At 51.1% G+C, this 20934-nt stretch carries 20 protein-coding genes; 9 read left to right on the forward strand and 11 right to left on the reverse strand.

Annotated features, from left to right (window positions below; translation table 11 throughout):
• The coding region (locus ACRC27_RS03700) for a Tex-like N-terminal domain-containing protein (RefSeq protein ID WP_438639216.1) at nt 1-1412 on the reverse strand (1412 nt) is incomplete at its 3' end.
• Between the two features lie 132 nt (nt 1413-1544).
• Here ACRC27_RS03700 and greB point away from each other — a divergent pair.
• The 3 genes from greB (at nt 1545) to envZ (ending at nt 4465) form a co-directional block, all read left to right on the forward strand.
• Nucleotides 1545-2048 (forward strand): transcription elongation factor GreB, encoded by a 504-nt coding sequence (gene greB, locus ACRC27_RS03705; protein ID WP_438639217.1) that lies wholly within the window; start codon nt 1545-1547, stop codon nt 2046-2048.
• A gap of 345 nt (nt 2049-2393) precedes the next feature.
• Complete coding sequence (ompR, locus tag ACRC27_RS03710; protein ID WP_438623805.1) at nt 2394-3113, forward strand: osmolarity response regulator transcription factor OmpR; 720 nt, start codon at nt 2394-2396, stop codon at nt 3111-3113.
• Complete coding sequence (envZ, locus tag ACRC27_RS03715; RefSeq protein WP_438623806.1) at nt 3113-4465, forward strand: two-component system sensor histidine kinase EnvZ; 1353 nt, start codon at nt 3113-3115, stop codon at nt 4463-4465. The genes ompR and envZ overlap by 1 nt, the downstream gene beginning before the upstream one ends.
• 91 nt (nt 4466-4556) lie before the next feature.
• Here envZ and ACRC27_RS03720 read toward each other — a convergent pair whose 3' ends face one another.
• Both ACRC27_RS03720 and bioH read right to left on the reverse strand, forming a co-directional pair.
• Nucleotides 4557-4997: a hypothetical protein gene (locus ACRC27_RS03720; protein WP_438639218.1), complete on the reverse strand. Its 441-nt coding sequence runs from the start codon at nt 4995-4997 to the stop codon at nt 4557-4559.
• Nucleotides 4998-5088: 91 nt separating this feature from the next.
• Entirely contained in the window at nt 5089-5913 is an 825-nt protein-coding gene (gene bioH, locus ACRC27_RS03725; RefSeq protein WP_438631838.1) for a pimeloyl-ACP methyl ester esterase BioH, read from the reverse strand.
• Between the two features lie 119 nt (nt 5914-6032).
• On the opposite strand from bioH, the gene ACRC27_RS03730 reads away from it, so the two are divergent.
• Nucleotides 6033-6764, forward strand: coding sequence for a DNA utilization protein GntX (locus tag ACRC27_RS03730; RefSeq protein ID WP_438639219.1), 732 nt, complete (start codon nt 6033-6035; stop codon nt 6762-6764).
• Nucleotides 6765-6862: 98 nt separating this feature from the next.
• Nucleotides 6863-7438, forward strand: a complete 576-nt coding sequence (gene nfuA, locus ACRC27_RS03735; RefSeq protein ID WP_438623810.1) for a Fe-S biogenesis protein NfuA — start codon at nt 6863-6865, stop codon at nt 7436-7438.
• A gap of 260 nt (nt 7439-7698) precedes the next feature.
• Here nfuA and dinF read toward each other — a convergent pair whose 3' ends face one another.
• The 3 genes from dinF to ACRC27_RS03750 form a co-directional block, all read right to left on the reverse strand.
• Complete coding sequence (gene dinF / locus ACRC27_RS03740) at nt 7699-9156, reverse strand: MATE family efflux transporter DinF (RefSeq protein ID WP_438639220.1); 1458 nt, start codon at nt 9154-9156, stop codon at nt 7699-7701.
• 153 nt (nt 9157-9309) lie between these two features.
• Nucleotides 9310-9936 (reverse strand): transcriptional repressor LexA, encoded by a 627-nt coding sequence (gene lexA / locus ACRC27_RS03745; RefSeq protein ID WP_438623812.1) that lies wholly within the window; start codon nt 9934-9936, stop codon nt 9310-9312.
• Nucleotides 9937-10011: 75 nt separating this feature from the next.
• Entirely contained in the window at nt 10012-10368 is a 357-nt protein-coding gene (locus ACRC27_RS03750; protein WP_438623813.1) for a diacylglycerol kinase, read from the reverse strand.
• A 134-nt stretch (nt 10369-10502) separates the two neighbouring features.
• On the opposite strand from ACRC27_RS03750, the gene plsB reads away from it, so the two are divergent.
• Nucleotides 10503-12944 carry a glycerol-3-phosphate 1-O-acyltransferase PlsB gene (gene plsB / locus ACRC27_RS03755; RefSeq protein ID WP_438623814.1) on the forward strand — a complete coding sequence of 814 codons (2442 nt, stop codon included), beginning with the start codon at nt 10503-10505 and terminating at the stop codon, nt 12942-12944.
• A 121-nt stretch (nt 12945-13065) separates the two neighbouring features.
• Here plsB and ubiA read toward each other — a convergent pair whose 3' ends face one another.
• Complete coding sequence (gene ubiA / locus ACRC27_RS03760; protein WP_438623815.1) at nt 13066-13926, reverse strand: 4-hydroxybenzoate octaprenyltransferase; 861 nt, start codon at nt 13924-13926, stop codon at nt 13066-13068.
• A gap of 15 nt (nt 13927-13941) precedes the next feature.
• Nucleotides 13942-14652, reverse strand: a complete 711-nt coding sequence (locus ACRC27_RS03765) for a chorismate--pyruvate lyase family protein (protein WP_438639221.1) — start codon at nt 14650-14652, stop codon at nt 13942-13944.
• On the opposite strand from ACRC27_RS03765, the gene ACRC27_RS03770 reads away from it, so the two are divergent.
• A complete protein-coding gene (locus ACRC27_RS03770) occupies nt 14638-15201 on the forward strand; it encodes a flagellar basal body-associated FliL family protein (RefSeq protein WP_438623817.1) in 564 nt (187 codons plus the stop codon). The genes ACRC27_RS03765 and ACRC27_RS03770 overlap by 15 nt on opposite strands.
• Before the next feature lie 204 nt (nt 15202-15405).
• Here the strand turns inward: ACRC27_RS03770 and glpD are convergent, their stop codons facing one another.
• The 3 genes from glpD to panM form a co-directional block, all read right to left on the reverse strand.
• Nucleotides 15406-16920: a glycerol-3-phosphate dehydrogenase gene (gene glpD / locus ACRC27_RS03775; protein WP_438639222.1), complete on the reverse strand. Its 1515-nt coding sequence runs from the start codon at nt 16918-16920 to the stop codon at nt 15406-15408.
• A gap of 398 nt (nt 16921-17318) precedes the next feature.
• Nucleotides 17319-18077 (reverse strand): DeoR/GlpR family transcriptional regulator, encoded by a 759-nt coding sequence (locus ACRC27_RS03780; protein WP_438623819.1) that lies wholly within the window; start codon nt 18075-18077, stop codon nt 17319-17321.
• Between the two features lie 62 nt (nt 18078-18139).
• On the reverse strand, nt 18140-18601 hold the full coding sequence (gene panM / locus ACRC27_RS03785) for an aspartate 1-decarboxylase autocleavage activator PanM (RefSeq protein WP_438639223.1): 462 nt from the start codon (nt 18599-18601) through the stop codon (nt 18140-18142).
• Between the two features lie 598 nt (nt 18602-19199).
• Here panM and ACRC27_RS03790 point away from each other — a divergent pair.
• Complete coding sequence (locus ACRC27_RS03790; protein WP_438623867.1) at nt 19200-20312, forward strand: branched-chain amino acid ABC transporter substrate-binding protein; 1113 nt, start codon at nt 19200-19202, stop codon at nt 20310-20312.
• Nucleotides 20313-20488: 176 nt separating this feature from the next.
• On the forward strand, nt 20489-20934 hold a 446-nt coding region (locus tag ACRC27_RS03795; protein WP_438639224.1), incomplete at its 3' end, for an ABC transporter permease subunit.

The following is a 20934-nucleotide window of genomic DNA, read 5'->3' on the forward strand; positions in this document are numbered from 1 at the left end:
TGCTGGTACTGACCGACTCCAATCGATTTTGGCTCAATCTTGACCAGTTCAGCCAGCGGATCTTGCAGACGGCGAGCTATCGAGACTGCACCACGCAGCGAGACATCAAGATCAGGGAACTCCAGTGCGGCCAGCTCAGAGGCCGAGTACACCGAAGCCCCTGCTTCACTGACGGTCACCTTTTGTGCCTGAATATCGGGATACAGACGGAACATCTCGGCAGTAAAACGATCAGTTTCCCGCGATGCTGTACCGTTACCAATCGCAATCAGCGCAACATGGTGTTTTTGGCACAATTGCGCAACAGTATGCAGCGCTTTATCCATCTGTCCGGTATGCGGGTAGACCGTCGCGGTATCAACCAGTTTTCCGGTAGCATCCACCACGGCGACTTTCACACCGGTACGCAAACCGGGATCCAGCCCCATAGTCGCTTTTGCACCTGCTGGTGCTGCCATCAACAAGTCACTCATATTACGGGCAAATACGTTAATCGCTTCGGCTTCGGCCTGTTCACGTACCGTACCCATCAGCTCGGTTTCCATGTGCAACAAAATTTTGATGCGCCACGCCCAACTGATGACCGTTTTACGCCAGCTATCTGCCGGCGCGTTGTTCAGTATCACCTGATAATGCTCGGCAATCAGGGTTTCACAATAGCTGCTGCGAATGCTCTCCTCTTGCTCAGGATCAGCATTAAGCGAAAGGTTTAACACCCCCTCATTGCGGCCACGGAACATCGCCAGTGCACGGTGCGAGGGTACTTTCGCAACCGGCTCATGGTGAGCAAAGTAATCACGGAACTTCGCCCCCTCTTCCTCTTTACCGGCGACGACCGTTGACACTAATTGGGCATATTTCCACAAATAGGTACGGATTTTCTGCAATAACGGCGCATCTTCGGCAAAACGCTCCATTAAAATATAGCGTGCACCGTCTAATGCCGCTTTGCTGTCGGCAACGCCCTGCTCGGCATTGATAAAGGTTGCTGCCAGCGCATCTGGATCTTGCTGTGGGTTACCCCACAGGCTATCCGCTAATGGTGCTAACCCTGCTTCAATGGCAATTTGGCCGCGCGTGCGGCGTTTTGGCCGATACGGTAAATAGAGATCTTCAAGTTCTGTTTTATTGTCGGTACTGAGTAATGCCTGTTGCAGCGCCTCAGTTAACTTGCCCTGCTCAGTGATAGATTTCAAAATCGTCTGACGGCGGTCTTCTAATTCACGCAGGTAAATTAAGCGCGTTTCCAGATTCCGCAACTGGGTATCATCCAGACCACCGGTCGCTTCTTTACGATAACGGGCAATAAAGGGTACGGTATTGCCCTCATCGAGCAAGTTAATGGCGGCGCTGACCTGATCGGCGCGGGCGGCAATTTCACTGGCAATAACACGGCTAAAATGATTATTCATAGGCTCAATCGGGGTTCATCAGAGAATTTTGAGTGATAGCCGACTTTTATACGTTTCTGCGTGGCAAAATACCAGCCATCAGGCAGAAGGATATCTGTGAACGTGAAGCGCATTGAGTAAACCAAGGATAAAATGAGCACAACAAAAGCACACTACATCACCCGTGAGGGCTGGCTGGCTCTAGATAAAGAGCTGAAATATTTATGGAAAATAGAACGTCCGCAGGTCACCCAAGCGGTTTCTGAAGCGGCAGCAATGGGCGACCGTTCGGAGAATGCCGAGTACATCTACGGTAAAAAGCGCTTACGCGAGATAGACCGGCGAGTACGCTTTTTAAGCAAGCGTTTGGATATTCTCAAAATCATTGATCCGAGCCCACAGCAAGAGGGCAAGGTGTTCTTCGGTGCGTGGGTCACACTGGAAAACGAGCAAGGCGTTGAGAGCTGCTACCGCATTGTCGGAGCTGATGAGTTTGATCCGGCCAAAAACTGGATCTCGATTAACTCACCGGTCGCCCGCGCCCTGATAGGTAAAGTGGTTGACGATGAAATTGTGGTTGAAACCCCTTCCGGCTGCGTCTGCTATCTGGTGCTCGGTATCCGTTATCAGCCGCTTGGTGCAGATAAGCCGATATGATTAACGCACCCAGCATAAATAGCGTGATGTTACGGACAAAAATCTAATACTGTGCAGGATATCCAACACAATTTGTGCAATATTAATACCGTTGCACAGCAACAGTGATCACTGCAAACCGCATGACAACCATTCACATTACTATAACAATACGTCATCTCAATCATGTGGTTTACGCCTTGTTACCATGCTTATCCCTCGGTTCGGTTTATAGATTAACTTTGTAACAATTTCCTGTGCAGTAGCCTGCGAATGTTGCATACAATAGACTCAATTACGGGTGATAGCTCACGGCATCACCCTATTTTCGGTGTAATGGTTTCGCTTTTTTTTGGAGTAATGAACATGCAAGAGAATCACAAAATCCTCGTGGTCGACGATGATATGCGCCTGCGCGCACTGCTAGAGCGCTATCTGACAGAACAAGGCTTTGTGGTTCGCAGCGTTGCCAACGCCGAGCAGATGGACCGCCTGCTGGTACGTGAAAGTTTCCATTTAATGGTGCTAGATCTAATGTTGCCGGGCGAAGATGGCCTGTCAATTTGCCGCCGTCTGCGCAGCCAAGATAACAATATGCCTATCATTATGCTGACAGCCAAAGGCGATGAAATTGATCGTATCGTGGGTCTGGAAGTGGGTGCTGATGACTATCTGCCAAAACCGTTCAACCCGCGTGAACTGCTGGCTCGTCTGCGCGCAATTTTACGCCGCCATATTACCGAACTGCCGGGCGCACCATCACAAGAAGAAGCTGTTATTGAATTTGGCCCGTTCCGCCTGAATCTGGGCACCCGCGAAATGTTCCGTGGTGATGAAGCCATGCTGCTAACCAGCGGTGAGTTTGCTGTACTAAAAGCACTGATCACCCACCCGCGTGAGCCATTATCCCGTGATAAGTTGATGAATCTGGCACGTGGCCGCGAGTACAGTGCCATGGAGCGTGCGATTGACGTACAGATCTCCCGCCTGCGCCGCATGCTAGAAGAAGATCCAGCACGCCCACGTTATATTCAAACCGTGTGGGGCTTAGGTTACGTATTTGTTCCGGATGACCATAAAGCATAATGACCAGCTGGCTTCCGCGCAGTACGTTTGCTCGTACCCTGCTCATGATGGTGGTGCTGCTGCTCATTTGCATGCTCACCACCTATATGGCGGTAATGAACTTTGCGATCCGGCCTACCGTATCGCAATTTAATCGCATGATTGCGTATGAAATTAAGCTAGCGGCCAAAATAGACAAACAAGCCTCGCCCAGTGTGCGGCAAATTCTGCGCAATGAGCTGGCTTCTGATCTGGATATTCGCCTCTACAGCACGCAAGAGGCGCTACTGCTGGGTCTGGCGCAGGCTGAACATTATCCGTTTTTAGATCAAGAGTTTACCCGACTATTTGGCACTTATGTGGATGTCCGGTTAGAAACTGGCTCTGAGTTTTTTGTACTCTGGCTGCATGACCCAACGGATAAAGACAGTGACCTCTGGTCGCGCATTCCCTTAATCGAACTGCGCCAAGAGGCATTTGCCCCGCTGTTCCGCTATATTTTCGCGATTTTCATGCTGATACTGGCCGGTGCATGGGTGTTTATCCGCCTGCAAAACCGCCCGTTAATGGAGCTGGAAAAAGCGGCATTACGGGTGGGTCGTGGTGAGTACCCTGATCAGCTACCGGAACAAGGTGCATCAGAAGTTCGTTCGGTAATTCACTCTTTTAACGTGATGAGCAAAGGCATTAAAGCTCTGGCACAGGATAGAAACCTGATTCTGGCCGGTATCAGCCATGATTTGCGCACTCCGCTGACGCGAATTAGGCTGGCAACCGAAATGATGTCGCAAGAAGACGGTTATCTGGCAGAATCCATCAATAAAGATATTGATGAATCCAACGATATTATCGGCCAGTTTATCGATTTTCTGCGCGCACAAAACGGTGATATGCCGACCGAGCAGTATGATCTGAATATGCTGGTAAGCGAAGTAGCAACCGCAGAAAGCAACGAAGATCATATGATTAACGTTGATTTACACCACGATGTTTTACTGTGCAACATCCATCCATTATCGATCAAACGGGCAATTGCCAACATCATTACCAATGCTATCCGCTACGGAAACGGCATGATCAGTGTCAGCAGCGGTATTGATGATAACGGTTATGTCTGGGCACAAGTTGATGACAATGGCCCCGGTATTCCCGAAGATCAGATTGAAAATCTGTTTCAGCCATTTGTTCGGGGTGATGAGGCACGTGGTAGCAGCGAAGGTTCAGGGTTAGGGTTAGCTATTTTGAAACGCATCATTGATGCGCATCACGGTAAAATCAACCTTAGCCGCAGCACCACTCTCGGCGGGCTGGCTATGCGGATCTCTTTGCCCATTAGCCGTGAAACCGATACTCAGGTTAAATCCGCCTCATAAGACGCAGTCTGCCGTGCAATAATACGGCAGACTGTTTTTCTGCGTGATACAGACTGTCATCAGAACACGCCATACACCCCCGCTTTTTCCATCATGTTTTCGTGCGAAAATCAGCTTTCGGGTGCGGGCGCACTGAGTACCAGTAACGGCAGGCAATCACTTTTCCGTGCAGTGCCATGCGCTTATTGACCGCCGTTAATGCATTCGGAAACGGGGGATAATAGTGCGGACAATCCTCTTTACAGACCCACTCACCTTCAATCAGCGCATCGGCCGACGTGGGCAGCAAATCGGGGTCTGGCGTGTGTGGCTCTGCGCTCTCCTGCTCTTTTTCATCCTCATCATCACTGACTTGCCACTGTGAGTCTTGCGAGTGCGCATCGACCGCACGCTTGCCCGGCGAGGCGATAACCGCCTCCGGTTGCACAATCCGCTCACGCACCTGATTATCATGCCGCACCTGCTCGGTTGGCGGATTCACCGAGGTCGGCAGCACAGATACCGCCTGATTGGTGGGGCTGACATTCATCATGTTGGTCTATTTCCCTGAGCAAATAACAGATCACAGCATGAACACAAGAAGCCGCCCGCAACATGGCAGAACAACACTCACAGCAGTGCGTTTATGCGCGCAGAGAACGGTGACAAAATATGTCAATTATCTGGGCACAACGCGCCGGTTCAGCAATAAAAGGGGCATGAGCACCTTGAGCAATAATCTCAACGTGTGAGTCTGGCCAGCAGGCATTGACCTGTGCAATCACCTGATGCGGAACCAGCCCGTCTAACCGGCCATAAATACGCAGCGCCGGTAACGTGAGTGCCGATACACGCGCCCTCAGATCTGTGTCGGCCAACAGATCCAGACCTTTAGCCAGAACTTCGGCAGCAGGAGCGGGAACTGACAGTACCGCCTGTTTCAGATAGCGGGTATCTTGCCGCGCAGTCGCAGTGCCCAGCGTTTGCAATGCCAAAAAACGCTCTACGGTGCGGCTAAAATCGTGCTGCAATTGCAGGCGAAATTGCGCCAAGACCTCCGGTTTGATTCCCGGCCAGTTCTCTTGCATCACAAAACAGGGTGATGAGGCCAACGTAATCAATCCAGCTATTGTCACACCGTGGCCAGATAATGCCGTTTCCGCCGTCATTTTAGTGGCTAATTGCGCCTGTAATGCCGCTTCAGTCGCCACCAGCCCACCGAGTGACCAGCCGACCCAAACCGCATTCGCCGGTGCTTGCTGTAACAGAATGTGTGCCATTTCAGACAGTGACAGTGCACCGTAATCGCTGCTGCGCCCGTAACCGGGTAAATCTACCGTGTGCACCCGATAATGCGAACTGAGTTCCGCCACCAACGGTTGCCATACTTCGGCATTCAGCCCCCAACCGTGCAGCAGCACAATATCGCGCTCGCCCTGCCCCTGTTGTTGCCAATACAGTTTGCTCATCCCCTATACTCTTTTGTTGTGATCTTTTTTTGCGATCTTTGGTTAAACAACCGGTTAACCCCTTGCACGGTCACCACCTCAAGCCTAAAGCAAAAACCATACTGATAAGGGATAACCCAATGCCATGGTGGCCGTTACCGCGCCCATTTACGCTGCCGCGCCTGCTGCATGCAGATACGCGCAGCCCGTGTTTGGTCTGCCTGCAACCACTGTATCACCGCCAGCACGGTATTTGCAGCGTCTGTAGAAGCCACTTCCCGTTGATCACCTCTCCTTGCCGCCAGTGTGGAATTGGCCGATCATGTCCAAACAGCCGCTGTATGTTCTGCCAGGTTTCGGCCCCACCTTGGGACAGCCTGACGGCAATTGCCGACTACAGTGAACCCTTTACCTATTTGCTGGCAAAGTTGAAATACCGACAGCAGTTTTGGCTGGCCGAGGCGCTGGCTCGCCAGTTGTTACTGACGCTGCTCACGGCACGACGTGAAAACCCCGCACCATGGCCGGATCTGATTTTACCGGTGCCGCTACAACGCCAGCGCCAGTGGTGGCGCGGATTTAACCAGAGTGAATATCTTGCCCGAGCCTTGTCACACTGGCTGCAGATCCCGCTCGATTCTGACGCGCTGATCCGTTATAAGAGTAAACGTGCCCAACATACGCTGCGCGCCAGCGAAAGGCGGCTCAACCAGCTCAATACCTATGCAGTGACGAAACCACTGCACGGTTTACGGGTTGCGCTGCTTGATGATGTGGTGACGACCGGATCCACGGTCAGCGTGATAAGCCATGCGCTGCGCGAGCAAGGGGCAAGCCACATTCAGATCTGGTGCTTGTGTCGTACCCAGTAACGCAATCAACGTAAATGCGTGAACCCTGTACTACTCAGGCCTGATGAAAGGGTGTATGATGTTTAACCAAGTAAATCAGTCAACTATTGAGACGAGCCATGATCCGCATTTCTGATGCTGCACAAGCCCACTTCAGTAAGCTTTTGGCACAACAGGCCGAAGGCACTAACATCCGCGTTTTTGTTGTTAATCCCGGTACGCCAAATGCCGAGTGCGGTGTTTCCTACTGCCCTGCCGATGCGGTAGAAGACAAGGATACCGAGCTGAAATTTGCCAATTTTTCTGCTTATGTCGATATCATGAGCGTGCCTTATCTGGAAGATGCGGACATTGATTTTACCACCGACGCACTCGGCTCACAGCTCACCCTCAAAGCGCCCAACGCCAAAATGCGGAAAGTGGCCGATGATGCACCGCTGGCTGAACGCGTAGAGTATGCGCTGCAATCACAGGTTAACCCACAGTTAGCAGCACACGGTGGCCGAGTATCTCTGATGGAGATCACTGATGAAGGCTATGCTATCGTGCAATTTGGGGGCGGTTGTAACGGCTGTTCGATGATTGATGTCACCTTAAAAGAGGGCATCGAGAAAGAGCTGCTGGCACAATTTCCTGAGTTAAAAGGGGTGAAGGATATTACCGAGCATCAGCGCGGCGATCACTCGTTTTACTAAGCATGTAATAGTCAGTGCTTAATATAAATATCCAGTAGCCACAGCGGTAGATAGCAGTGCAGTAATAAGCTCACTACCACCGTTGTGATCATCGGCGCGCAATAGCGCGCCGATCTGTTTTAGTAACTAGCGCTTTAGTAGCTAACACTTTAGTGGCTAACGTTTTATCCGTATCCGTAAACGAGAGCTTATCTGTAAAACGTGGTATCCGTCCCTCTGTAACCTCCGCTCAGACCTACCCACATAAATAGCCTTGCAGATTACACCTCGCACATTAAACGGGTGCGGCGGTAATACTCGAGTGACACCCCGCGCAGTGCCAAAAATACCATCAGTGCCAACCATAAGGCATGATTTTGCCCATGACCCAGCATGAAACCTACCGCTACAGTCAGCGCATAGCCGCACCCCGCCAACAGCATGCTATTACGCATCTCACGGCCACGTGTCGCCCCAATAAACAGACCATCGAGCAGATAGCACCACACACCAATCAACGGCAATACCACCAGCCATGGTAAATAAATATTGGCCTGCGACTGCAGCGCGGGTAAATGCGTTAACTGTGCGATAATCTGCTGACCCCACAGCGCATAGGTCAGTGAAAACAGTGCTGCCAAGAGCAGTGATTGTCGGCAGGCCGCCCGCCATACTGTACGCAAGGTTCGCTGATCGCGCGCACCAATAGCGTGGCCAGTCAGTGCTTCAATCGCATAGGCAAACCCATCAAGCGCAAAGGCGGTAAAGGTCAGAAAATTCAGCAACAGTGCATTGGTGGCAACAGTATCACCGCCAACACGGGCACCGAGTACGGTAAACGAGGCAAAACAGAGCTGTAAAACCAGTGAACGCAGAAAAATATCCCGATTTAATGACAATAACCGCCCACTGTTTTTCCGCCATGTAGCGCGATCACCCAGTAATGACCGGATCATTCTCTGCGGTTTCTCACCCCGATTCGATGTGACTTGTGCAGCCCGCACAGTACGCCACACCAGCCATAGCCCCATCAGTAAGGTCACATATTCGGCACAGACACTGGCAACAGCAACACCGCGCACCTGCCAGTCGGCATACAGCACCAGTACCACATCCAACACAATATTGGTGATATTACCGCACACCAATAATAAGACCGGTGCTTTCATTTTCTGCATACCCAGCAACCAGCCAAGCAGCACTAAATTTGCTAAGGTGGCAGGAATCGCCCAAAAGCGGATCTGCAAATAGAGTTCAGCATACTCACGTAGCACACCGGAAACCCCGCTGATCGACAGCCCCAACTGGATCAGGGGTTGTTGTAACAGCAACAGCAGCAGACTCAGTAATCCACTGAGCAACAAGGGTTGCCCGAGCGCTTGCAGCAGTGCGGCATTGCTGTTTTGTACCGGCTCAATTTGTATAAGATCAGTATGTATAAGATCAGTTTGCACACGCTGAGTTGGGCTATTTTTATCCTGTGCTCCCTTAGCCTGCGCGGTGATACCGGTGGTACTCATGCGCAAAAAATTGAACATCATGGTTAAAAACGCCAGCACCATACCACCAACAGCCACGGCCGACAGATACACAGCACTATCGAGGTGGCCGATTACCGCAGTATCCACTAACCCCAGCAGCGGAATGGTAATGTTGGAAAAGATCATCGGCAGCGCCAGTTGCCACAAACGGCGGTCAGTCGGTGACCAACAGCGTTGGAGCAGAGTTTGCGGCATCATCGGGGGAGATCTCCTTTCATCGTTTAATTATCTTGATGTGTTAAGTATTTTCATCACAGCCATACCGCGAGGTTTTATGGCGGCAATAAAAAACCCGCTCATGGCATCACATGGCGGGTTTTAAAGGCAACAGGTGCTGATGACGCGGGCTCATTACATCCAGTTATTGTTACGAATAACCCCGACGGCCAGCCCTTCAATGGTGAGTGACTGGCTGCGCAGATCAATCACTATCGGCGAAAACTCTTCATTTTCCGCATGCAGGAAGACCTGATTACCACGGCGCTCAAGGCGCTTGACGGTCACATCATCATCAACCCGCGCAACCACAACCTGCCCGTTGCGCACCTCTTGGGTTTTATGCACTGCCAGCAGATCACCGTCAATAATACCGATATTTTTCATCGACATGCCATTAACCCGCAACAGGAAATCAGCACTCGGTTTAAACAGGGTTGGATCAACCTGATAGTGCCCTTCAACATGCTGCTGCGCTAAAATAGGCTCTCCGGCGGCTACGCGGCCAATCAGTGGCAAGCCATCATTGGCGGCCTCTTCCGGTTCAACTTCCGCCAGCAGACGAATACCACGTGATGCACCGGCAACAATTTCGATCGCGCCCTTACGTGCCAACGCCTTCAGATGCTCTTCTGCGGCATTCGGTGAACGAAAACCGAGATCACGGGCAATTTCAGCACGGGTTGGCGGCATTCCGGTTTGCACGATGTGATCACGGATCAGATTGTAAACCTGTTGCTGTCTTTCGGTCAGTGGCTTCATCGTCTTATCCTGTTTTTTTATACAGCTATACTGGCAGTATATACAGGAGTTATGGTATTGAACACCCCGTAATCACTATGGCCAGAGAATAATTCCCCAGACCAGTGGCACAAGTGCCAGCGCCACAAAAACCGCCGCCGATCCCATGTCTTTTGCACGGCCAGCTAACTCATGATATTCACTACCAATACGGTCAACCACCGCTTCCACGGCGCTGTTAAGCAGCTCGGTAATCAACACCAGCCCGATCACCATAATCATTAATATCCGCTCGACGGCAGTCACATCAAAATAGAACGCCAATGGCAGCATCACCAGTGTTAAAACCAGTTCTTGGCGAAATGCAGCTTCATGCCGGAATGCGTGCTGAAAGCCTTGCCATGAGTAGATTGCGGCTTTATAGACGCGGGTAAATCCGGTGTTTTTTTGCATGTTACTTCCTCGTTGTCTACATAATCTATGAAGCTGTACGGCCAAACGTTACTATGACTGTGCGGGTGAATCTGATCTTACCAGTTATTTCTGCTATTCTTGCCCGGTTTTGTTGGATGTTGAGGCCCCACACCATGTCTGGTTGGAAGCATATTTATCACAAATTTTTAGATCTGCCGCTGTCATTGCTGGTTCGCAGCAAACTGATCCCCGCAGATCCGATTCGCGAGCTGAACATTGATCCGGCACGCCCGATCCTGTACGTCTTGCCCTATCAGTCAGAGACTGACCTATTAACACTGCGCCGCTACTGTTTAGCACAGCATTTGCCAGACCCGCTGGCCAAGCTCAATATTCATGGCCGACAGTTGCCAAGCTACGTATTTATTGATGAACGCCCAACGGTGTTCAAAGACCGCGTGCCAAAGCCTGAGTCTATCACCCTTTTTCATGACTATCTGGATCTGCACCGCGAAGATGCGACGCTAGACGTACAGATGGTGCCCGTTACCGTGTTGTGGGGACGAGCGCCTGGCCATGAAGGGCAATTGGTCTTACCAAAATTGCGCCTGCTCAACGGCATTCAAAAGTTGATGGCCGTACTTTGGCTGGGGCGCGACAGTTTTGTACGCTTCTCTAACTGTGTATCACTGCGGTATATGGCCGATCAGCACGGTACTGACCAGATTATCGCGCAAAAACTGGCACGGGTCGCGCGGATGCACTTTTCGCGTCAGCGTCTGGTGGCAGCAGGCCCACGCCTGCCTGATCGCAAGGCACTGTTTAATCAGTTGCTGCACTCAAAAGCCATTGAAAAAGCGGTAGCCGATGAAGTCACCGCAACCGGTGTCTCACCGGAAAAAGCGCGCCAGAAAGCCATTGGTATGATGGAAGAGATTGCGGCCAATTTCTCATATGAGCTGGTGCGGATTGGTGATCGCTTTTTAGGCTGGTTGTGGAATCGGCTGTATCAGGGGATCAACGTCGGTCATGCCGAACGTGTACGCCAATTGGCACAAGATGGCCATGAGATTGTGTATGTGCCCTGCCACCGCAGCCATATGGACTACCTGCTGCTTTCGTACGTGCTCTACCATCAGGGATTAGTACCGCCGCATATTGCAGCCGGTATTAACCTGAATTTTTTCCCGGCCGGCCCGATTTTCCGGCGCGGAGGCGCGTTCTTTATTCGTCGCAGCTTTAAAGGCAATAAGCTGTACTCAACGGTATTTCGTGAATACATGGCCGAGCTGTTTACCCGCGGTTATTCGGTTGAGTATTTTATCGAAGGTGGACGCTCACGCACCGGTCGTCTGCTTGATCCCAAAACCGGCACATTGAGCATGACCTTGCAGGCCATGCTGCGCGGGTTACAACGCCCAATTTCAATTGTGCCGGTGTATATCGGCTATGAGCATGTGATGGAAGTTGGCACATACGCCAACGAGCTGCGCGGGGCGGCCAAGCAAAAAGAGAGTGCCGGACAAATTTTACGCACCCTGCGCAAGCTGCGCAATTTAGGTCAGGGCTATGTGAATTTCGGTGAGCCAATTCCTCTGGTCCCCTACCTGAACCAACATGTACCCCAGTGGCGTGATGCGATAGATCCAATTGAACCACAGCGCCCGCAGTGGTTATCGCCTACGGTAAACGGTATTGCGCAGCAGATTATGGTGCACATCAACAATGCGGCAGCAGCCAATGCGCTGAACCTGACCGCAACGGCACTGCTGGCCTCTCGCCAACGGGCTCTGACGCGCGATCAACTGCTTGAGCAGCTAGAGTGTTACCAGCAACTGCTGCAAAACGTGCCCTATTCTGCTGATAGCACTGTGCCAACAGACTCCGCCACGGCAATGCTTGAGCATGTGATGACGCTCGATAAGCTGCAGGTTGAGAAAGACAGTCTGGGCGATATTATGTTGTTAGATCGCAAACAGGCGGTACTGATGACCTATTACCGCAACAACATTCAGCACATGCTGGCACTACCTTCACTGATTGCCAGTGTGGTGATCTGCCAGCAGACCATCAGTCTGGCGCAACTGCACACCACGGTGGCCGGTCTGTACCCGCTCATGCAGGCGGAGCTGTTTATGCGCTATACGCCTGAAGAGTTGGCCGGTGTTGTTGATCAACTGGTTGCTGAGTTGGCTCGTCAGGGGTTAATTGTGCAGCATGATGAGCAGCTGCTGCTGAACAATGACCGCATCCGTCCGCTACAACTGCTGGCTGCTGGAGTGCGTGAAACGCTGCAACGCTATGCTATTACCTTAACACTGCTCAATACCGACACGCCGATTAGCCGCGCAGAGCTGGAAAAAGAGAGCCAGATTATTGCGCAGCGCTTGTCGGTACTGCACGGGATTAACGCACCGGAGTTCTTTGATAAGGCGGTGTTTGCCTCACTGGTCAGCACACTGCAAAGTGTCGGCTGTATTGATGAGAATGATAATGCGGTCACCGAAAAAGTGGTGCAACTCAAAGCGCTACTCAGCCCGCAGTTATCACCTGAAATTCGTTTAACGATCTACAGTGCGCTACCGACTCACCACAGTACACCGTTAGTTGAATAGTGTGAGCAGAGCAGTATTGACCAAAGAGTGCTGACAGAAAGCCAAACAATACACAGACAAAAATGCCCTGATAGATCTCAGGGCATTTTTTTATCAAAAGGAGAGGATAACAATCGGTATATCAATGCAATAAATAGCTTGCCGCAATACCGACAAACAGTACCATTCCCACATAATTATTGTTTAGAAAGGCCTGAAAATAGGCGCTACGATCGCGCGCTTTCAGTAGCTGCTGCTGGTAGATAAACAGCCCTGCGCTGAGTAAAATTGCGCCGTAATAGAGCAATCCAAGCTGACTCACCATACCCACTAACACCAGTAATACTAAGGTGGCCAACTGCAACAGACCAATGATCAGGGTATCAAAACGGCCAAATAGAATGGCGGTCGATTTCACACCAATCAGCAGATCGTCATCACGGTCAACCATCGCGTACTGGGTATCGTAGGCCACTGTCCAACAAATATTGGCCAGTAGCAACAACCAGCAGCTCGGTGGCAGCAGACTGGTCTGGGCAGCAAATGCCATCGGAATTGACCAGCCAAACGCCACTCCCAATACCACTTGCGGTAGATGAGTAAACCGCTTCATAAACGGGTAGATAAAGGCCAATACCAGCGCCGCCAGTGACAACAAAATCGTCAGAGAGTTAAGCGTCAGCACCAGCAGCAGTGCAACAAAAATTAGCCCGACAAACAGCCAGCGGGCCTCTTTAGGTTTAATCAAACCACTGGGCAGCGGGCGTGATGCCGTGCGTTTAACATGCCCGTCAACCTTACGATCAGCATAATCATTAATTACACATCCGGCCGCGCGCATCACTATTACCCCGAGCACAAAAACCAGCAAAATCGGCAGCGTGGGTTGTCCGTCGGCCGCCAACCAGAGTGCCCACAAGGTTGGCCAGAGTAACAACAGCGTCCCAATTGGGCGATCCATTCGCATCAGACGCCAGTAAGCGCTCAACTTCTCCCTAAACATGAGCCAAACTCCCCATTAATATACAGGCGCAAAAGGTAAAAAAACTTCAGTGACCAGCAGCGATTGTGCGGCAGTAACCAGCCGTGAGCGGCGTGCCAGTAAGGGCTGATCATCGGCCAGATCCAGTGTCTGAGCCAATGGCTGCGGTAACCGAAGGGTTGCTATCTCCAGTGCTTGCCGCTGCAAATTCGGATCAGCAAACAGTGTCTGGCCGATAGGCTCAGCCCCGATATCCGGCAGATGTTGCCACTTCTGTTGCAGCATCTGCTTAGGGATCAGCGTGCGGGCAAAAATCCACGGCACACCGTCGCAACAGAGCAGCACATCACGCAGCCACAGTGTTGCTTCATCATCAGCATTGTGCGGTATTTTTCCTTGTGGCAAAGCCGATTGCAACAAAGAGGGTGGCGATAAAGCTGATGACGGTAAAGAAAGCCATTCACAGGCCGCTAACTGGCTACGACTGACAAACCCTTCATGGCCGACCTTGACATGCAGCGTGCGACAAGATGCCCGCAGACGCTCGGTCATCGAGCCCAAACTGCACAGCCATTGGGTCTGCACTGCCGTAAGTTTACAGGCACTCGCAGGCTGCCACTGTGCATCTAAAGGCAGAATATCTCGCCACAGAGAAAAGTCAGTTTCAAGCAAACTCATGATGATTTCGTAGGTATAATTACCGTATTTCGGGCAGCAAGAGGCGATAATCTGATGATCAGCAAGCATGTTTTTGTGCTGCCTGCTGTATACCAAGGCCGCCGAACTGCCCTGTTAATTTTGTTCATTCTATCAGTTAACGGCTCAATTTCCGTTAACAGATTTACCCAGACAGGTCACGCTATGCTCAACTCTCTTCGCCGTATCACTACCCTGCTGCTGATTTTACTGCCACTGTCTGCTGCTTTTGCACAAGATGGCGATGACAGTGCAAGTTCAACCGAAGCGGCTGTATCCCCCTACGAGTATTTATTGCTGGGGGATGATATTGTGACAAATTACCAAACCAGTGGTCGCCAGTTGGGTTTTTTACGGGTGAGCGTCAGCCTGATGGTTGCCAATACACCATTAAAAGATCAAATTGCGCAGCATGAACCACAGATAAGAGATGCCCTGATCTGGATTTTAAGCGCGCAGAGTGAGCAGCAGGTTCGCTCACAGCAGCAACGTGAGGCGATACGTAAACAGTGCCTTGAAGCCGTAAATACCCTGCTGCAAAAAGAGTTGGGGCAAAAGCCGGTACTTGATGTGCTGTTTACCACTTATATGTATCAGTAATTGCCTATTGTGACAGGAAAGCCGAGCAGAAAAACTGAGCGGAAAAAACAGTACTGAGAAAGGTCATATAGAGAACAATAACGCAGAAAATGGCGTGATACACAGCAATTAGGCTCAGCCAGACACTGACTGAGCCTCTTTTACATCACTCTATACCTCACCCTACAAAAAGCCAAAAGGGTAAACTTGAGTGCCTTATTTTGTTCAAGCGGTCATGACCGGTGAGTGTTCGACTGACACGCTTGAACCGGCCAGATACGTTACCAGTGCAGCTTGCTCGCTGTTGGTCAAATACATGCCGAGCTTAGTGCGCCGCCACAGAATATCCTCGGCAGTCAGGGCCCATTCGTGGGCTTGCAGGTAGTCTACTTCAGCCTGATAGCAGTCATGACCAAAATGCTGTCCAAGCGCGGCCAGAGAGTCAGCCTGTGCTAAAATCACACGGCTACGGCTGCCGTAAGTGTAGGCATAACGGCGGGCCATCGTTTCAGGCAACCACGGATATTGCTGCTGCAAATGCTGCGCATAGCTATCACGATCCATGCCCAAATCACCGCCCGGCAACACACTTTGCGCCGTCCAATCAGTGCCCATATCGGCAAAGTAGGGCTGCAATTTGTGCATCGCGGCCTGACCGAGCTTGCGGTAGGTGGTCAGCTTGCCGCCAAAGATCGACAGCAGTGGTGCGCTGCCCTGATCATCAGAGAGCTCCAGCGTGTAATCACGCGTGACCGCCTGCGCTGAGTCTGACTCATCATCGCACAGCGGGCGGACACCAGAGTAAGTCCAGACCACATCATCGCGCACCAGTTGATGCTTAAAATGCAGATTGTAGACCTTCAGCAGATAGCTGATCTCATCTTCATCAATACTGACATCACGCGGTGACCCATGATATTCAACATCGGTTGTGCCGATAATCGAGAAATCCTGCATCCACGGGATCACAAACACAATCCGCTGATCTTCATTTTGCAGGATATATGCCTGCGGCTCGCTGTGTACACGCGGCACGACAATATGGCTGCCTTTAATCAGACGAATACCGCGTGGCGAAGCCTCATGCAAGCTCTCATCAAAAAAGGTTTTCACCCACGGGCCGGCCGCATTGACCAGTGCGCGAGCATAGTGGGTCTGGCGTTCACCGGTGATACTGTGTTCCGTCTCGACCCGCCAAAGCGCGTTTTCGCGCACTGCCTGAGTCACCTTGGTACGGGTATGTACTGCGCCGCCCTTTTCCACCACCTGTGCCGCATTCAACACCACCAAACGCGCATCATCAACCCAGCAATCTGAGTACTCAAACCCACGCACCATCTGTGGTTTCAGCACTGAGCTTGCGCCAAAACGTAACCCGCAACTTGCCGGTAACGTGGTGCGTTTTCCCAGATGATCGTATAAAAACAGTCCAGCACGGATCATCCATGCGGGGCGCAAATGCGGGCGATGTGGCAGACGAAAGCGCATTGGAAAAGCAATGTGCGGCGCCATTTTCAGCAGCACTTCACGCTCGGCCAGCGCTTCACCAACCAGCCGAAATTCGTAATGTTCTAGATAACGCAGGCCACCATGAATCAGCTTTGAGCTGGCAGAGGAAGTGGCACTGGCCAAATCATCGGCCTCAAACAACGTTACCGATAAACCACGCCCTGCCGCATCTGCGGCAATACCTGCGCCATTAATGCCACCACCTACCACAATCAGATCTTTGATATCCATGCTCGCCCCGAAAATGTTCGTTATCAATCAAAAACGAGTGTAATCGAAAATAAGGCAGCTATCCATCTCTTAACAAAAATAAAACATCCCTATAAACCATAGGGCTTTACACGGAAACACTCACTCTCCACACACTGTTCGGTATGTCCCCTTATACAGCGGAAAAAATCGTTCTGAGACAACAACAGGAAGAGCACAGCGCATCACCGTGTGTAGGATCGGGCAACACCACAAGAGCAGAACGGCACATCAGGGATGATGGCGACCTTGTACTGGCGGAATACAACATGGCATAAAAAAATGCGCGAATTCGCGCACTTTTTTTAAATATCATGACAGATACGGATCTGATCGTTAAATATGCTGGCTCAATCGAGTGGATTAACCTGATAACGTAATCAACACAGCACTAAATTAACATCACTCGCTTCAATCACTTTCACCAACTGAGGTGGCGGCAGCTGATCGGTAAACAGATAGTCTACTTTATCGATCCCCCCCAAATTCACCATCGCACTGCGGCCAAATTTGGAGTGGTCTGTCACTAGGATCACACAACGTGAGTTGGCGATAATGGCATTTTTAGTGCGTACTTCGTGATAATCAAACTCCAGCATTGAGCCATCAAGATCAACGCCCGAAATTCCCAAAATGCCAAAATCGAGCCGAAACTGAGAGATAAAATCGAGCGTGGCTTCGCCGACAATACCGCCATCGCGGTTACGCACCTCACCACCGGCTAAAATAACGGTGAAATCCTCTTTAGTCGTCAGCAGCGTTGCCACGTTTAAGTTGTTGGTCACAATACGCAAATCACGGTGCGACAGCAGGGCATGCGCCACCGCTTCCGGCGTGGTGCCGATATCAATAAATAGCGTTGCGCCATCGGGGATCAGTTCCGCTACCGACTGCGCAATGCGCGCCTTCTCTGATGAGCACATACCTTTGCGATCATGATAGGCGGTATTGACCGAGCTAGAGGGTAACGCGGCCCCGCCATGATGACGGCGGATCACATTGTCAGCAGCCAGATCGTTCAGATCACGCCGAATCGTCTGCGGGCTGACCGAAAAGTGCGCCACCAGATCTTCGGTACTCACGTAACCTTGTTCACGCACTAGCTCTACAATCGCTTCATGCCTTAATGTCTGTTTCACGCTCTCTCCCATTCTCTTATTTATCTAACTAACGCTTATTGTTTTTATTGGTCTTATTCAGTTTATTGGGAAGTTGGGCTGAAAGAAAAATATACACCCTGCTGCTGCCAACCACATTGCTGCAAAAACAGCACCAGTGTGGCGTGATCTTCGCGTTCCTTGTCAGACAAGGTCGCCTGATCAGCCTGCGGCAGCGCGATAACCCAGCGCTGATATTCCGGCATTAACGGCGGTAACTGCTGCAACAGATAACGGCCAACCCCGCGCCGGCGTGTTGCTAGGCGAACACACAAATCATGCAACTCAGCAGTCTTTAACTCGCCCGCAATAGATTGACCGCAGATAGGCTGCGCGCTCAATTTCACCCCAGCCAGAATACGATCATTAAAACGCGCAATAAGTAGCCCGTTATCCGGCTGTATCGCCTGTTGCCACTCCTGCACCTGAGCGTGTGGCCACAGTTTGGCTAAATCAGCCTGATCGGCTGGCGTCAGTTCCGTTAACCGCTCAATGGTCAGTTTCATGCGATGCCTTCCCTTTTCAAATCATCTGTTTTGCGGTTGCTTGTTGCAACACAGGTTTACCGAGTTTACCGCAGTTATTGACCACTGCGTGCCGATAAATTACCGCTTCTCAGAGGCAGATAACAGTGTGTCAAAGATTGTGGATTATCGCGCGTGCTACAACAAAATTGAACGATGTGTCTGCATTACCGCAATTTGATATGTAATAGAAATAACACTGCTTAATTTAGCAACAGAAAAAACCGCCTACCCATTTTTTTCTTTCCGATAAATATCCTGACGGTTAGCCGGTTTACTGAAATTAAACTGCCGTTTAAATGTCATATCCAGAGTAAATACCCAGATTAATGCATTCAGTACAGATATATTGAAATCTTATGCTGGATTAGTAGCGGTTTCATGGAGGATAAATTCACTTGTTTCCTGATATAGAGTGATGTTAAAAGGTTGTTTAGTTCAGGGTGTCATGAAATTGATGCAAGCAAGTTCGCAATTATGTGTGCAAGCACCATGCCCGACTCTCTGACCAACGTACCGAATGCACTTTAAGATGCGTATGACCTTCTAGCCAACCAAGACAGGGATAATCATGATGGCGATGCTCACAGGGAAAAAAAGCCGATTGGCAATCGCATTAGGCGGCGCACTGGCACTGCTTGGCCATGCACAGGCAGCCGAGATAAAAATCGGGGTAGCCGGCCCACTCTCAGGGTCAGTGGCCCAGTACGGTGACATGCAATTTACCGGCACACGCATTGCTATTGAGCAAATCAACCAAGCCGGTGGCATCAACGGCGATAAGCTTGTCGCCATTGAGTACGATGATGCCTGCGATCCGAAACAAGCGGTTGCCGTGGCCAACAAAGTGGTCAATGACGGCGTGAAATATGTGATAGGCCACCTCTGCTCAGCATCAACCCAACCCGCTTCTGATGTGTATCAGGATGAGGGTGTCTTGATGATCACGCCGGCCTCCACCAGCCCAACCATTACCGAGCAGGGCTATAGCTTGGTGATGCGCACCATCGGCTTAGACTCCGATCAAGGCCCAACGGCTGCCAAATACATCATCAACAAAGTCAAACCGCAGCGAGTGGCGGTCATACACGACAAACAGCAGTACGGTGAGGGCATCGCCTCAAGTGTGAAAAAATCACTCGAAGCTGCCGGTATCAGCGTAGTCGCCTTTGAAGGCATCACCTCGGGGGATAAAGATTTCTCAGCACTGATCGCCAAACTGAAAAAAGATCAGGTCGATTTTGTCTACTACGGCGGCTATCACCCTGAATTGGGCCTGATCTTGCGTCAAGCCCACTCAGCAGGCTTAAAAGCCACCTTTATGGGGCCAGAAGGCGTTGGTAACAAAGAGATCTCGTCTATTGCTGGTGCTGCGTCTGAAGGCTTACTGGTCACGCTGCCGAAAAAATATGACCAAGATCCGGCCAACCTACCGGTAGTTAACGCACTGAAAGCGAAAAACCTCGACAGCACCGGTCCGTTTGTCTGGACCAGCTACGCCGCGACCCAAGCCATCGTTGAGGGGATCAAGCGAGCGGGCAGTGATGATCCTGAAGCCATTGCTAAAGCCCTGCGCAGCGCACCGGTCAATACCGTGATGGGCCCACTGCACTGGAATGCTAAAGGGGATCTGGACGGGTTTGAGTTTGGGGTGTTTGAGTGGCACGCCGATGGCTCTTCGAGTGTGAAATAAGTTCTCGGGCGGCAAATATCCTGCCGCCCGCTCTCCCCTATTGCTGGGCCGAATCAGACAAGACAATTTCAGCATAAAAATAGATATCAGCCGGTGACTCACACACCGGCCACCTGCGCACAGCGCAGAGCACATCAAAAGACAGTGACCATTTTGGGGATGAGAAGGAATCTTGTATGCCCGAGCACTTTTTCTACTTTCTGCAACAGTTGCTCAACGGACTGACCATCGGCAGCACCTACGCGCTGATCGCCATCGGCTATACCATGGTGTACGGCATCATCGGCATGATCAACTTCGCCCACGGCGAGGTCTACATGATCGGCAGCTATGTCGCATTTTTAGCCATCGGCCTTTTGATGATGCTGGGTATCGATTCGAGCGTACTGCTCATTGGTGGCGCATTTTTGGTGGCGATTGTGATCACCAGTGCCTATGGCTGGAGCATCGAACGGGTGGCTTACCGTCCGGTTCGCAGTTCAAAGCGGCTGATTGCCCTGATCTCTGCCATCGGGATGTCGATTTTTTTGCAGAACTATGTTCGGCTGGCACAAGGCTCACGCGATCTGGCCATTCCCCATCTGGCTGAGGGGGGCTGGCGTTTTGGACCCGCGGGTGAAAC

This window comes from Plesiomonas sp. (assembly GCF_051650925.1).
Taxonomy (GTDB): Bacteria; Pseudomonadota; Gammaproteobacteria; order Enterobacterales; family CAMTGL01; genus Plesiomonas.

Bases quoted from the DNA above. Each gene is read 5' to 3' on its own strand.
- greB (WP_438639217.1), top strand. From the start codon at position 1,545: ATGAGCACAACAAAAGCACACTACATCACCCGTGAGGGCTGGCTGGCT.
- ompR (WP_438623805.1), top strand. From the start codon at position 2,394: ATGCAAGAGAATCACAAAATCCTCGTGGTCGACGATGATATGCGCCTG.
- envZ (WP_438623806.1), top strand. From the start codon at position 3,113: ATGACCAGCTGGCTTCCGCGCAGTACGTTTGCTCGTACCCTGCTCATG.
- ACRC27_RS03720 (WP_438639218.1), bottom strand. From the start codon at position 4,997: ATGATGAATGTCAGCCCCACCAATCAGGCGGTATCTGTGCTGCCGACC.
- bioH (WP_438631838.1), bottom strand. From the start codon at position 5,913: ATGAGCAAACTGTATTGGCAACAACAGGGGCAGGGCGAGCGCGATATT.
- ACRC27_RS03730 (WP_438639219.1), top strand. From the start codon at position 6,033: ATGCCATGGTGGCCGTTACCGCGCCCATTTACGCTGCCGCGCCTGCTG.
- nfuA (WP_438623810.1), top strand. From the start codon at position 6,863: ATGATCCGCATTTCTGATGCTGCACAAGCCCACTTCAGTAAGCTTTTG.
- dinF (WP_438639220.1), bottom strand. From the start codon at position 9,156: ATGATGCCGCAAACTCTGCTCCAACGCTGTTGGTCACCGACTGACCGC.
- lexA (WP_438623812.1), bottom strand. From the start codon at position 9,936: ATGAAGCCACTGACCGAAAGACAGCAACAGGTTTACAATCTGATCCGT.
- ACRC27_RS03750 (WP_438623813.1), bottom strand. From the start codon at position 10,368: ATGCAAAAAAACACCGGATTTACCCGCGTCTATAAAGCCGCAATCTAC.
- plsB (WP_438623814.1), top strand. From the start codon at position 10,503: ATGTCTGGTTGGAAGCATATTTATCACAAATTTTTAGATCTGCCGCTG.
- ubiA (WP_438623815.1), bottom strand. From the start codon at position 13,926: ATGTTTAGGGAGAAGTTGAGCGCTTACTGGCGTCTGATGCGAATGGAT.
- ACRC27_RS03770 (WP_438623817.1), top strand. From the start codon at position 14,638: ATGATCAGCAAGCATGTTTTTGTGCTGCCTGCTGTATACCAAGGCCGC.
- ACRC27_RS03765 (WP_438639221.1), bottom strand. From the start codon at position 14,652: ATGCTTGCTGATCATCAGATTATCGCCTCTTGCTGCCCGAAATACGGT.
- glpD (WP_438639222.1), bottom strand. From the start codon at position 16,920: ATGGATATCAAAGATCTGATTGTGGTAGGTGGTGGCATTAATGGCGCA.
- panM (WP_438639223.1), bottom strand. From the start codon at position 18,601: ATGAAACTGACCATTGAGCGGTTAACGGAACTGACGCCAGCCGATCAG.
- ACRC27_RS03790 (WP_438623867.1), top strand. From the start codon at position 19,200: ATGCTCACAGGGAAAAAAAGCCGATTGGCAATCGCATTAGGCGGCGCA.